The 13,839-nt window shown below is 47.6% G+C and carries 13 protein-coding genes; all 13 read right to left on the minus strand.

Going from position 1 to position 13,839, the window contains the following annotated elements; genetic code table 11:
• Positions 1-25: 25 nt before the first annotated feature.
• The gene (locus MKY01_RS25915) at positions 26-1,219 is read right to left on the minus strand and encodes an MFS transporter (protein WP_339284159.1); all 1,194 of its coding nucleotides are present in this window, start codon (positions 1,217-1,219) and stop codon (positions 26-28) included.
• Between the two features lie 14 nt (positions 1,220-1,233).
• Positions 1,234-1,986: an ABC transporter ATP-binding protein gene (locus MKY01_RS25920; RefSeq protein WP_339284161.1), complete on the minus strand. Its 753-nt coding sequence runs from the start codon at positions 1,984-1,986 to the stop codon at positions 1,234-1,236.
• Positions 1,987-2,796 carry an ABC transporter ATP-binding protein gene (locus MKY01_RS25925; protein WP_339284163.1) on the minus strand — a complete coding sequence of 270 codons (810 nt, stop codon included), beginning with the start codon at positions 2,794-2,796 and terminating at the stop codon, positions 1,987-1,989.
• Positions 2,777-3,673: a nickel/cobalt ABC transporter permease gene (opp1C, locus tag MKY01_RS25930; RefSeq protein WP_339284164.1), complete on the minus strand. Its 897-nt coding sequence runs from the start codon at positions 3,671-3,673 to the stop codon at positions 2,777-2,779. The genes MKY01_RS25925 and opp1C overlap by 20 nt, the downstream gene beginning before the upstream one ends.
• Entirely contained in the window at positions 3,673-4,605 is a 933-nt protein-coding gene (opp1B, locus tag MKY01_RS25935) for a nickel/cobalt ABC transporter permease (RefSeq protein WP_036673435.1), read from the minus strand. Before opp1B ends, opp1C begins: the two co-directional genes overlap by 1 nt.
• A 13-nt stretch (positions 4,606-4,618) precedes the next feature.
• Complete coding sequence (nikA, locus tag MKY01_RS25940; protein ID WP_339284165.1) at positions 4,619-6,247, minus strand: nickel ABC transporter substrate-binding protein; 1,629 nt, start codon at positions 6,245-6,247, stop codon at positions 4,619-4,621.
• A gap of 245 nt (positions 6,248-6,492) precedes the next feature.
• Positions 6,493-7,779 carry an opine metallophore biosynthesis dehydrogenase gene (locus tag MKY01_RS25945; protein WP_339284166.1) on the minus strand — a complete coding sequence of 429 codons (1,287 nt, stop codon included), beginning with the start codon at positions 7,777-7,779 and terminating at the stop codon, positions 6,493-6,495.
• A 66-nt stretch (positions 7,780-7,845) separates the two neighbouring features.
• Positions 7,846-8,640 carry an SAM-dependent methyltransferase gene (locus MKY01_RS25950; protein ID WP_339284168.1) on the minus strand — a complete coding sequence of 265 codons (795 nt, stop codon included), beginning with the start codon at positions 8,638-8,640 and terminating at the stop codon, positions 7,846-7,848.
• Between the two features lie 43 nt (positions 8,641-8,683).
• Complete coding sequence (locus tag MKY01_RS25955) at positions 8,684-9,544, minus strand: diaminopimelate epimerase (protein WP_127547073.1); 861 nt, start codon at positions 9,542-9,544, stop codon at positions 8,684-8,686.
• A 333-nt stretch (positions 9,545-9,877) separates the two neighbouring features.
• Positions 9,878-11,104, minus strand: a complete 1,227-nt coding sequence (locus MKY01_RS25960) for an amidohydrolase (protein ID WP_255319773.1) — start codon at positions 11,102-11,104, stop codon at positions 9,878-9,880.
• A gap of 50 nt (positions 11,105-11,154) precedes the next feature.
• Positions 11,155-12,213: an LLM class flavin-dependent oxidoreductase gene (locus tag MKY01_RS25965; protein WP_339284172.1), complete on the minus strand. Its 1,059-nt coding sequence runs from the start codon at positions 12,211-12,213 to the stop codon at positions 11,155-11,157.
• 54 nt (positions 12,214-12,267) lie between these two features.
• Positions 12,268-13,140 carry a LysR family transcriptional regulator gene (locus MKY01_RS25970; protein ID WP_076253264.1) on the minus strand — a complete coding sequence of 291 codons (873 nt, stop codon included), beginning with the start codon at positions 13,138-13,140 and terminating at the stop codon, positions 12,268-12,270.
• A gap of 69 nt (positions 13,141-13,209) precedes the next feature.
• Positions 13,210-13,758: an NADPH-dependent FMN reductase gene (gene ssuE / locus MKY01_RS25975; RefSeq protein ID WP_076253263.1), complete on the minus strand. Its 549-nt coding sequence runs from the start codon at positions 13,756-13,758 to the stop codon at positions 13,210-13,212.
• Positions 13,759-13,839: the final 81 nt, after the last annotated feature.

Raw genomic sequence — 13,839 nt, forward strand, 5'->3', positions numbered from 1 at the left:
TCGTCACCACTTTCTCTTCTGGCAATCAACTCATAGATGTACCTGTCCCGGGTCTACGCCGTTCATAGGCAAAAACGATCATTACCGCTCCTAGAATAGCACAGATCATGTACATAAATGAATAGGAAGAGAAGTCAGCGACGGGTCCCATAATCACCCCACCCAGAGAAATACCCAGATCCGCCATCGCGATAAATAACCCGATCAGGACGTTTCGATTCAGCTTAGGCAAGACAAAAGATAAATAGGTCGTAAGTGTCGGATACAGGATCGCCTGACCGATTCCCATGAATACAGCGCCCACATAGAAAAAGAGCACCCCGCCTGTCACGGCAAAACTGACACATTGCGCAGCTACGGCGAGCAGACACATGGTGCCCATCATGAAAGGAGAATGCCAACTGCCATCGGAAGGAATCCTTTTTCGAAGCATAATTCGAGCCAGCACCACCGTTCCTGCCTGAAGCATCAGATATACACCCGCATTCCCGTCTGGTACTTGGCTCGCATACAGCGGAATAAAGGTGGTAATCGCGCCAAATACAACGGAAGCGGCGAGCATTAACACACTGCAACGAAATAAATGTGGATTCTTCACCAACTGACCAAAGGATTCCCACATGCTCACGTTCTGCTCCGAAAGATTCTCAGCAGGTTGCTCCTTGTTTAGTTCCATTTTGGCGGTATATCCGAAAACGCCCGTACAGATGGCAATGCCGATCAGAACCACTGTAAAATAATCCATGCCACCCGTCTGCCAGATTCCTAATGCGATAACAGGCCCCACGATCCCCGGTATATAACTGAATAGCGAATAATACGAAATCCCCTGTGACCGATCTTTCTCCGGAAGTGCATCAATAATGCCAATCTGCAAGGCCATGGAGAAAAACGCTGTCGATACACCTTGTAAAATACGAGCAACCAAATAACCTCCGAGTCCCGTAAAGGTATATAAAATCAGCGCAAATCCATTGATGATCAGAATCAAACGCAATATTTTGATCGGACCGTGCTTTTGAATAATCCGACCTGCCCAGGGTCTGAAAAACATCGTTGTGAACATATAAGCGCCCATGATCAGTCCAATCGTTGTACCGCTCGCGCCCAAAGACTCCCCTTGTAATGGGATGATCACGTTAAGAATGGCATTGGCACTGAAATATAGAAGAACTAATATGTACAAGCGCAGAAAAGGCCAAGACATCGCTCCACTCACAATGGGTGTTCCCCCTAAAATGTAATTAAATGCTTCAATAATTTCTTCGCATAGTCTGACTGAACATCCTTTAGCTGCTCAATAGGAACGATCTCTTCAATCTGACCCTCTCTGAAAATGATAACCCTGTCACAGATATAAGCTGCCGCCTGTATATCATGCGTGATAAAGACATAGCTCAGCTTGTAGATTTCCTTAAGCTCTTTCAACAATTGCAGTACCTGAATCTGAACAGACACGTCCAGTGAACTGATCGCTTCATCAAACACGATGCATTTGGGAGCGGTGGAGATGGCCCTGGCTATGCACACTCTCTGAGCCTCCCCGCCGGATAGTTCATGCGGATATTTGGATCTATAGGAAGGGTCCAGTCCAACTTGGTTCAGCAACAGATCCACCTTTTCTGAGTTGCCCTGACCCTTCCGCAGCTTCTGCTGCGCTTGCATAGGTTCCATAATGGCAGCTTCCACATTAAGAAATGGATTGATGGATGACGTATAATTTTGAAAAACGGCGCTAAGGTTACCCATCCGTACACGTCGATCCTGTACGTCTTTACCATCGAGCGAGATCGTTCCACGATCAGGGCGTTCAATGCCGAGGATCAGACGGCCCAACGTCGATTTTCCACTTCCGCTTTCACCAATGATACCCAGACATTCACCCTGTTGGCATTCAAAGGTAACCTGTTTCAATACCTGTTGTTTGTGCTTGGAGAACATTCCGCCTTGATTATATGATTTTTCGATACCTTCGACCTTTAGCATCTATAAGTCCCCCTGCATCAACGCCTTAAAATGATTGCTCAACTCCAATCGGGTAGAGACCAGATACTGCGTGTAGGCATGCTCCGGTTCCGTCAAAACAGAATGCATGTTGCCACGCTCTACGATGTTTCCGTCTTTCATGACCATCACGTCATCTGCAATCTTCTGAACGACGCCGAGATCATGGGAGATGAACATCATGGAACAGCCCATGCGTTCGCGTAAATGAATCAATTGCTCCACAACTTCATATTGAGAGATCGTATCCAGCGCCGTTGTCGGCTCATCCGCAATAATCAGATCAGGCTCAAGCACTAATGCCAGTGCAATCATGATTCGTTGCAGCATTCCACCGGACAGCTGATGTGGATATTGATTCAGAATCTCGCGCGGATGTCTGAGCATGACGCTTTCCATGGCATTGATGATTTTCCGTTCACTCTCGCGGGTATTCCAGCCAAAATGCTGCTGAAGCGTCTCCCGAATATGAACACCAATGACACAGGAAGGATCAAATGCACTCATGCCATTCTGCAAAATCATACATAGATGCTTGCCCCGCTTACGCCGCATCTCCGGTTCCGAAAGCTGGTTCAGGTCTTCGCCCTGAAATAACATCCTGCCCGATTGGCGAATCCATGGCTTGTTCAGTCGCATGATAGCCCTGCACGTAACGGACTTCCCGCTACCACTTTCCCCCACGATGGCCATACAGCTTCCCTTTTTGACTTCAAATGAACTGTCATGAATGATCACTTTGTCTGTGTTGGTGTCCCATACTTTCAAATGTTCAACCTCGACTATATTCATAAGCCGTCTTTCTCACCTCACTTTCGTAAGACTTGTCAGACTTACCTTGAGAGGTCATCAATTTGGGGTCCAGAGCCACTTGAAGGGCATCCGATAGAAAATTAAAAGCAGACACGACCACCACAATGGCCAGGCCCGGTGCCAACATTAATTCTGGTCTGGAGAACATGACTTCCCTCGCCTCATTGAGCATCATCCCCCACTCCGCATGCGGAGCCTGAATGCCAAGCCCCAGAAAGGAAAGGCCGGAGATCTGCAACATCATTGAACACATGGAACCACTCGCAATGACGGCAATATCGGCAAAGGTAACCGGAACAATATGTTTGGTTATAATTCTCAGATTGGGTGTGCCGGAGGCTTTGGCGAATTTTACATAATCCATATCAGAGAATTGCATCACAGATGTGCGAATAACACGGGCAAACCAGGCCCATTTCATCCACACAAAGGCAATCAGTATATTCTCCAGTCCTGCACCCAAAATGCCAACCACCGCCAGTGTCATCACGTATCCGGGAAAAGACAGCATGATATCACAGACTCTCATGATCCATGCATCCACTTTCCCCTTAAAGTAACCTGCGATGAATCCAACAATGGCCCCGATCAGAACAGATAGACTGAGCGCAACCAGAACCCATAACACACTTGGACGGATGCCATAGATAAGCCGGGATAATACACATCTGCCCAGATGATCATTGCCTAATAGATACTCCCAGGACGAGGAGGCATATCGAAGCTTCATGTTCACTTGTCCAGGATCATGCGGCGCAATAAGCGGAGCCAATATGCCCGCCATAAGCGTGAACATAATCACTACCAAAGAGGTCATCGCAAACTTGTCTTTGCTCAGATTTTTCAGTATTCGCATCAGAATTCCTTTCTCAACCGGGGATTCATCGCCGCATTAATGATGTCGGATAACGTGTTAAACAACACAAAGGTGACAGCCAACATCAGAACATACGCCTGAATAATCGGAAAATCCCTGCTTAAAATGGATTTCACGCTGAGCCTACCGAGCCCCGGCCAGGCAAATACATTTTCAATGACTACCGTACTGCCCAACACGATCGGGATCGCCATACAAAAGATGGACACGGCCACCTGTAATGAATTTCTTAGAATATGCAGGGTGACTTTCTTCTCGCTCAGGCCACTTGCCCGTGCATATAACACATAGTCCTCATTCATATTGCTCAGCATGGAACTTCGAACCGTTCGGAAGTAAATGCCCGTATAACTCACCGTGATTACAATCACCGGTAGAATGTAGCTTCGATACGAGTCCATGCCACTGGTAGGTAACAGGTCCAGCTTGACGGAAAAATACCAGATCATCATGGCTGCAAGCCAGTAGGATGGCATGGCGGTAAGGAAAAAGGATACGCCTCTGACCGATCGATCCAGCAACTTGCCTTCTCTCATGGCACAGATCACACCCAGCAGAATGGACAGCGCAATAATAAATACCGATGAGACAAGCGTTAACTTCAATGTGTTCATAAAAGCCGGCCCCATTAATGACCACACAGGTTCACCCGATACATAAGAGTTGCCGAAATCCAACTGCACAACAGCCATGATCCAGTTCGCATACTGTATCATGAACGGCTGATCGAACCCCAGCGCTTTATTTGTTTGCGCGATCAGTTCATCTGTGATCTGTGGAACTTCCTGTGCCTGTAACACAACAACCGCCGGGTCCAAGGGAGATAGATTAATCAGGACAAACGTTATAAATGAAATGATAATCAGTAAAGGGATGGTTAACAGAATCCTTTTGACGATATAACTTCCCATATCCATCTCCGCTCTATTTAAAATTCATTTTTTCAAATGGCAGTTCATATTGGGTCTGCTTGAATGAGATTCCATTAAGATTCTCGGGAGCGACTACGGTGACACGCCCGTTGGTAATCGGGATGAAGACTGCTTCATCATGAACGATCTTCATAATGTCGGCATATAGGGATTGGCGTGAAGCCTCATCCGTGGAGACCATGACCGCATCGATTTTCTGGTACAGTTCATCCGCTTCGGCAATTCCGCTTGTCGTATGCTTGTATGCCGAATCGGACGTAAATGCCGCAATGGTACTCTGTGGATCATAGGCCAGTCCCCAGGTTTGATTAAAGAGCAGATCATATTCCCCGGTAGCTCTCCGATTCGCAATGGAAGTGGACTCTTCGCCCACAATCTCAAGCTGAACACCCAATTTTTTCATGGAATACTGGATCAATTCGGCCTGTATTTTTTGTGAAGACGAGTTGCTGTCATAGTATAGTTTCATGGCCAAAGGCTGACCGTTCTTCGTTCTCACCACTTTACCATCTGCCAATGTCCAGCCAGCTTGCTCCAGAAGATTTTTAGCCATTTCCGGATCATACTCCCGTTTTTTAAGGTCCACTTTGGCGTAATTGACATTGGCTGAAAATAGCGTGTCCGCTACAGTCTGTGTTCCGTTGAAAATATCTTTACTGATCGTTTCCCGATCAATGCCCACCCATAGCGCTTCCCGCACTGCCGTTTCCTGAACCGGACTATTCTCGCGACTGCTATTGGCTACGATCATATTGGTGTTCATCGCTTCACTTCGAACCACTTGATAATCACCAGATTCAGCCAATTGGTCCATGGCTTCGACATCGATACTATCTGCTCCCCGGTCATCGGTGAACACAAAGTTGATCTCTCCTTTTTGCAATGCCAGGAATGTTGTTTCTCCAGCCGGAAGAACCTTGGATGTGATCTTCTTGATTGCAGGTGCACCACCCCAATAGTCTTCATTGGCTTCAAACGTGGCATTCTCTTCGACTTTATGAGCAGTAAGCTTGTAAGGTCCTGTGCCCTGGAAACCACTTACTCCGTCTTTGGTTCCGCCATCTTTGAAATCCTTGGGTGATATGAAGACGTAAGGTCTTGTCATGGACAATTCCACCATTGCTGGATAATAGGCTTCCGATAGCGTCAGCTCCACCGTATGCTCATCGATTACCTTTACACTTGTGATTTTGGTAGACAGCTTGATCCAAGCATGTTTTTCGGCATTCGCCTGTACTGCATCGATATTTTGTTTAACCGCCTCTGCGTTGAATGGCCCTCCATCATGGAATTTCACATCTTGTCGCAGATGAAAAGTATAGGTCTTGCCATCCTCGGAAATATCCCATGATTCAGCCAGCAATGGCTTGATTCCGTCAGGCGTGTTTTCCACCAGAGACTCATATATCATCCCTTGCGCAGGCATGGAGCCTGTATACAGATGGGGGTTCATATCATTAATATCTTTGGCAGAAGCATAGATAAGTTCCGTTTGTACTTGGCTATTGGCAGGCTCCGTTTGGGCGCTCTCTTTCTCTTTTGTGTTCTGAGCGCATCCGGCGAGCAGCGCAATGGCTGACACCAGCAATAGTATAGATGTAAAAGTAAGACGCTTTTTCACAACATTTCCTCCTGATGATTAAGTTACAAGCAGACCTTGTAGGTTACATCAGACCACTCCGATTGCAGTACCATCTTCCGATCGCTGTTATCCCCAGATTTTTTTGATTCTCTTTTCCAAAGAGAAAATCCGGTGATAAATGCGAACGCTTCGCTTCTTCAGATTGGTTCTGCACTCTCCGTTATGATGTAAACATCAGGTTCAACTTGATTAATTTGAGATGTAATTAACCCTATTACTCAAAGTCAAAGTCCGGTGCAGATCATGCGGATATCCTCTTCAAAGGATTGGATTGAAAAGGCGCTGGACAAGCGCTGATCCGGGTGTGCGTCAGCCACTTCCTGAAGCTTAGCTTCATATCTGGCGATAAATTGATCAATGGTTGGACAGCTCACATCGAGATGTCCGGCTATGCCCTGAATGATTTTGATGCGGTAGTAATCTTCCTTGGGCATACGGGGGATGTCCAGTTCCCCTTCGCGGTTCATGAACGTTTTGCGGAATGGGACTGCTGAAAAGTCGAAATATTTCCCTTCCGAATTGGGTTCCGAGAATGGGTCAATCAATAATGAGGTGTACCGTATGTATAATAAATACTCTTGATGAATGACCTGCAGCTGAGTGAAATTCTCGATATCCTGGCGTGATATACTCTCTAATCGAACCGGATAGTTGTCATCCGTCATGAATTGAAGCAGGTTCACTCCCTGGATATGGAGTCGGTCCGTAATATTCATAATCTCCTGCCACTGTGCCCGCATTTCCCGTATTAAAACTTGTGTAATCGGACCTTCAGGATACATCTTGTATATGTATTTCTGAATATTCGATGCTCCAAAGATGGCTTCTAATGAGAAGTCGTTCATGAACAAAGGTGGATGCACGTACAACGAAATATTTCTCGTTTCCGCCTCCAGTGGGGATCGCATCACTTCCAGCGCAACACCCAAACGCTCATACACTTGGCATAGCTTACTGACCTGTTCAGAAGGGTAAAGAGTGGAACCGATATAAACCTTTTTCTTGACCCCTGTAGTAATCACATGATTCGACGGATGCTCGTGCATCCAACGAGTATCTCCGAGGTAGGTAGAGAAACTGATCAATTCCGGCGCCGCATTCCGCTCTCTCATATAATGGGTCACGAGTCGATTCGACCCAAACGTTGGAGAAATCAAAATGATACATTTCAGTTGTTTGATGAATTCATCATTCATTTGTTCCAGTACATCGATATACGCATCGGTGGTAACCGCCAAAATGAGTGTATCCCATTTACCATCAATGGTGTCATATCCCTTGAACACATGATCAACGTAACACTCACCTGCGAGCGATTGATGTTTCTCATTTTGAATGCTGACCTGAATACGCCCATTGCTCTGTTCGAGGGCTGAGAATACAGACGCTGAACGAACCGATTGTCTCCCCGTAATGCCTATACAGCAGTTGAGATGATCTTTGAGCGTTACCGCAAGCTGAATGGATGCAGGTCCGGTTCCGAGTATCAGAATTCGCTGAAGATTGCTCATATAAGCCTCCTTAATTCAATGTTCAATCTGTAATCCATTTGGACGCACTTGGATGCACTTGCATACCTATGCTTTTTGATACAACGCAATATCAAACACATCATCCGGGCGCAGGATCGTATCCACCAGCTTCCATTTGTTGCTGTCCGTCTCTCTCATCGGATAATTGAACAAGGACTTCAACTGATCACCGTATCTCATGGCTACAACCACCTGTGCATTCGTCAGGGCATGCAGTTGATCAAGCAGCTCATATTTAGGGGCCACCGTAGAGCTGAAAATGATATGGGTTGCTTCCTTGGTATACTCCAGATTCTCCAGCAATGTTGACTCCAAACGAATCTTCAAACCCGCGCCCAGCGTCTCCACCACCTTCTGTCCGAGTCTAATGGATTCTTCATCAATATCGATCCCGACGACCTGTGCACCTGTTCGCTTGGCGATGAGTAATGGTGTCATAGGGAAGGAACCGGAGCCTACCAACAATACGTTGGAATCGGAGGTGACATGGAAGCTGCCGAATTCTTTATCGATACACTCTTCTATGTTTTTGAAATAATCGGCAATCTGCACATCCCCGTTCTCTAACTTTAATGCACGATATTTCTCCATGATCGCCACACACTGGGCGGATTTATTTCTTAACGCCCACACAAGCGAATCAAGCTCTTCCAGCTCGGAATGCTCCAACTGTTCCCATGCTGCCTTATTGTCCTGATCGGTCACAAAGCGGGAGTAGTCATTGATCACAGCTTCCAGCTCTGCACTATGCTGAATCGTATGATCATACTTGCTCGCGAGCTTATCGAATTTCTCTGAAAATTCACTCAAACATGTCTGAAAATGGACCAATGTGATCATTTCTTTTCCCCCTATACGTTGTCTCGATCATGTATCATGTACCTCATGCGTTTACAACGCTCCATTCTGCTGGAGCATCTATGAAGGCTTTGCCCTGAGCCACGATGCCAACAGATCCCTCAATCGTAATACTCTCAAATTCTGTGCCATCCCACTGGGCTACCACTTTGATCGCACCACCAGGCTGCTTGATGTACTGCGTAATCTGCCTCTGCTGGCTCCATGCGAGATACGCTCCCACGGAGGCCGTACCCGAGCCACACCCTCTCTCCCAGATCAGACTATCCAGCTCCGGAACATAGATGAGTGGGGCCATTTCTTCCAAGTGTGATTGATATAACAAGATACCGATCAGCTTATCTCCCAGGGTTAATCCCAGTAATCTTGCAAGGGTCTGTGCCCTCTTCTTCATCGTATCGTCAAAGTCATCAACTTCGATCACGATATGGATGAACTCAGGGTACCGGATGATCACCATATCGTGATCGATGCCTTCGTATCGGATTGTTCGTTGTTCGATCTGCTTTGGTATCGGCATGGTTACCTGACAGTCATATTCGTTCTGCTGCTTCTTCACATGGCACATGATCAATTGATCGGTTCCGGAAACCTCCAGCATGATGTCCATAGACTCCTGATGTGCCAGTCCTGCTTCAGATGCGTGGTGTGCTGCAAGTGCCATACAGGCATTGCCACAGAACTCTCCTCCGGCCATTTCCAGACGGGCAGCAGCTTCCGGTCTCCTCGTTGGTTCAATGAATCCCACTTGTTCAGCGTAAACGTTATCATACGACATTAGACGAGTTGCAATATGATTGTATTTCTCGGCTGCATGATCCGTTTTAACCAGAATCGTCATGTTTTGGGTGGGACTGAACTTGATAAAATCGATCTCCTGTTTCATCGTAGCGACTACTCCTGTTCTTCTTTTTATCTAATAGTAATTATTACGATTAAAAGGTCGAGAAAAATATAGCACATCCTTTTGGGGAGCGTCAACAAATATTTCCATTTAAAAAAAATAAAATTTCATAATACCTTTAGCTGCCCTTCCTGTAAGAAAACCCAAACAGAGCTGACGCTTTTGCGCCAACCCTAGCCATAACTACACCATATATTAAGATTCAACAATCGTCGTTCCTACCCCGCTCTTACTTAAAAAAGGGAATACGAAAAACGGTTGCCGTCGAACGGAACCGTTTCGATCTGGATATGATCCAGTGATTCACTGTACTCATCACGCTTGATGTGCTTGCACATTGTGCAGTGCTTTCTCAGCCAGTGTAGCCAGAAGATGTGCTCCCAGCGACAGAGCCCGTTCATCCACATCAAAGCCAGGGTGATGCCACTCATGCGGGCCAGAGGTGCCCAGGAAGAGGAACAGGCCGGGAACTTCTTTTTGATAAAAAGAGAAGTCCTCTCCTGCCGGAGAAGGCAGCGGTCTGATGCTATTCAGCCCAATCTGACTTGCAACTTGCTCCGCCGCAGATGCCAGAGCTTCATCGTTGACCACGGCAGGAGGTCCCTGAATCCAGCGAACCGTAGCCCGTGTGCCATAGGCTGCCGCCACACCGGCGACTACCTGATTGAAACGCTCGCGAATCCGTGCACGCACTTTCTCATCAAAGGTACGCACTGTGCCATCGAGGATCGCTTCATCCGGAATAACGTTCCAGGCTGTGCCACTGTGGAGCTTGGTGACACTGATTACAGCACTCTCCTGTGCTCCCACATTGCGACTCACAATGGCCTGTAATGCCGTAACAATATGTGCGGCAACCACAATTGGATCAATGCCTGCTTCCGGCACGGCTGCATGGGTGCCTACACCTTCCACTTTGACAACAAAACCGTCTGCTGCTGCCATCAATGCGCCTTCCCGAATGCCCACCGTACCTACCTGGAGATCAGGCTTGTTATGCAACCCAAATACGGCCCGAACATCGGATAATGCGCCGCTCTGGATCACTTGCCGAGCACCCGTTGCTTTTTCCTCCGATGGCTGGAATATCAACCGTACTTTTCCCGGTAGAATGGACTCGCGCTGTTTCAGTAATCGTGCAGCACCGATCAGAATTGCCGTGTGTGCGTCATGTCCGCATGCGTGCATCTTTCCATCTACCTGGGAGGCAAATTCCAGCTTTGTCTCTTCCTGAATGGGCAACGCATCAATATCTGCTCTTAGGGCGACAACAGGACCGTCCCCTTGACCCACTTCAGCAACAAGCCCTGTCCGCAGCGCATATTCGTCTGCAATACGGACGCCTTCCTCTTCCAGCCAACTGCGAATGGCTGCCGTCGTCTCCTTTTCCTCGCCGGACAATTCCGGGTTACGATGCAGATGTCGCCGAATGGTGATTAATCTTTCCACGAATTCTTCCGCCCGTTCACCGTGAAGTTCATGCTCGGGGCCCTGTACTTGTTGGTCAGAATGCTGCTTGGGCTGTTCCAGATCACTTTTCATCACATGGCCTCCCATTCGTATATATTCACTGTTATATTAACTGCCTACTTCTATCCGATTGCTGCTTCTTCCTTGGATTCCAGTGCAAATTCACTGAGTCCCTGCTCTGCCAGAATCTCACGCAACAATTCGAATGAACGAATTCGCTTGGTAAAGTCCCGTGTAGCTGTAGTCACAATGAACTCTTCCACAGCAAATTCCTGCTGGAACTTCAGCAACGCCTGACCTACGCTTTCCTTCGTACCCCGGGTCACACTTGGCTCCAAAATCTCGATCCGATAGGTTTCGTTTGATTGACGGCCGAATTCTTCCGCCTGTTCCACAGAACCGACAGTGAGTACTTTCCCACTCTCCAGATGGATCTTCACCAGCATATGCTCGCTCGCAAGTCCTTCCGCTTCCTCCTCACTCTCGGCCACAATTAACGATATGGCTAGTGCAGCGTATGGCTCCCGTCCCTGGGAACGATTGAATTGTTCACGATATACACGGATCGCTTGAAGCGCTACCTCTATATTACTGTTAATGAACAGTGAAAAGACATATGGGAGTCCCAGTTCCGCAGCCATGCCCGCACTATCAACACTGGCTCCAAGTACGTACAGCTCCGCTGGAATGTCCGACACTGGCGAAGCGCTGAGACCTGCAAGTGGATGTGATGGATCTTCAAGCGGCTCATTGTGGATGTATCGCTTCACCTGAACAATTTTCTCTTGAAGAGATGCGGCTTCCTGAATACCTTCCTGCAACGCCTGTGTCGAACGTGGTAACCCGCCTGGTGCACGACCGATTCCCAGGTCAACTCTTCCTGGTCCGAGCGCTGCGAGGATATTGAAATTCTCGGCGACTTTGTATGGACTGTAATGCTGGAGCATTACTCCGCCAGACCCCAGCCGAATCCGCTTTGTATGCGCAAGCAAGTGGGAGATGAGTACTTCCGGGGAGGAACCTGCAACATGCCCTGAATCATGGTGCTCCGACACCCAGAATCGATGGAATCCAAGCTGCTCTGCCCGCTGTGCCAGCTCAATCGTATGCCGAAAAGCATCCACCGCCGTTTCCCCTTCATAGATGGGAGTCTGATCCAAAATGCCAACACGAATACTCATATCCTTCTCCTCCTTGATTGTGCTGAACCTCTGTTCTTGAATCTTACAAACAATCTATAACTTCCGCAGCAGTTCCCCGAAGGGCTCTGCCAATGGCGAATATTCTTCCTTTAAAGTAACGACGCTGATCTGCAACGATACACCTGCTACTTCATGTACCTGAATGGGGAACAGCTCCTGATTCTGCACTTCCTTCTTCACCGTGAGTCCCGGGAGAAAGGCAATGCCTGCCCCTTGCATAACCAGTTTCTTCGCCGTCTCCGAATTATCGACATGGTATGTAATATTCGGCGGATGTTCCAGCGAGTCGAAAGCCCGGTGAATGCGAAGCCAGTCCAGTGAACCACATTCAAAAAAGACCAGTTGCTCATTCCGGATAGCTTCCATGCTGACATGCCCGCTCTCAATGAATGGATGCCCTTTGTACACATAGAGCTGAATCGGATCTTCATAAAAAGCAACCGTACGGATCGCAGGATGCATGACCTTGCGCACAAAAGCAAGATCGATCTCCTGACCAAGCAGTTTGGCAATCAGCTGATCCGTCGTTGCGGTCGTCAATTTGATATTAATTTCGGGGTAAGCTTCCTTGATCTTGGGTAAAAAATCGGGAATGACATAGTTGGATACCGATACTGTACTACCAAGTCGAAGAGCATCCGGTGTTGATCGCCGTTGCTGAATCTTCTGCTTGCCCTTCTGAATCACTTGCAGCACTTGCTGCGCATATGGCAGGAATTTACGGCCTTCCTCTGTCAGCACAATTTGTTTGCCAAGCCGATCAAACAACTTGCAGCCCAGCTCCCTTTCCAGTGACTGAATGCGAGCTGTGACCGAAGGTTGGGACAAGAAGAGTACTTCGGCAGCCTTATTGAAGCTTCCATAATGATTGATATATACAAATGCTTCAATATTCTCGATATTCATGAGCGCCTCCGTATCCACGTCCGCAGACGTTTGATCTTATATTGATTTATCCAATACACTTACTTGGTTTTATGATATCGTAATCCCATCCTTTTCCAGTGTCAATAACAATTCATCCAGCGAGCGATCCAAACGTGTAGTAACATCCGCCGAGAGTACAAATTTCCCATCATCCAGTCGTTCAATTCCCTGATCCACTGCATACACGCCACCCAAGATATGTCTTCCACCAAGGGCTGCCAGAACAGGTTTCAATGCATAATCAATGGCGAGCAGATGAGCTATAGAGCCACCAATAACGAGCGGAAGTGTCAACTTGCCCCGTAACCCTTCTTGCGGAATCAGATCCAGGAACAGCTTGAGTACTCCCGAGTACGATGCCTTGTATACCGGTGTAGCCACAATAACTGCATCCGCCGCTTCCACGACAGCAAGTGCATCACGAATGAATGAGCTGTCAAACCGGGCTTGCACCAGATCCTCAGCAGGCAGATCCACAACATGAATGACTTCAACGGTGATGCCTGCCTCCGTTAATTTCTGGCTGCTGTAATCCGTCAGACCTGTCAAACGCGAACGTTTGGAAGGTGATCCTGCAATAATGACAACATGTGACATGAATTTCTCCTCCTCAAGCGTAAACGGCTGTCGCCGTCCTCTGGTGGCACAGCTACCGTTTCGCAGTGAAATATAAAAATG

This window comes from Paenibacillus sp. FSL R5-0486 (assembly GCF_037975155.1).
GTDB lineage: Bacteria > Bacillota > Bacilli > Paenibacillales > Paenibacillaceae > Paenibacillus > Paenibacillus amylolyticus.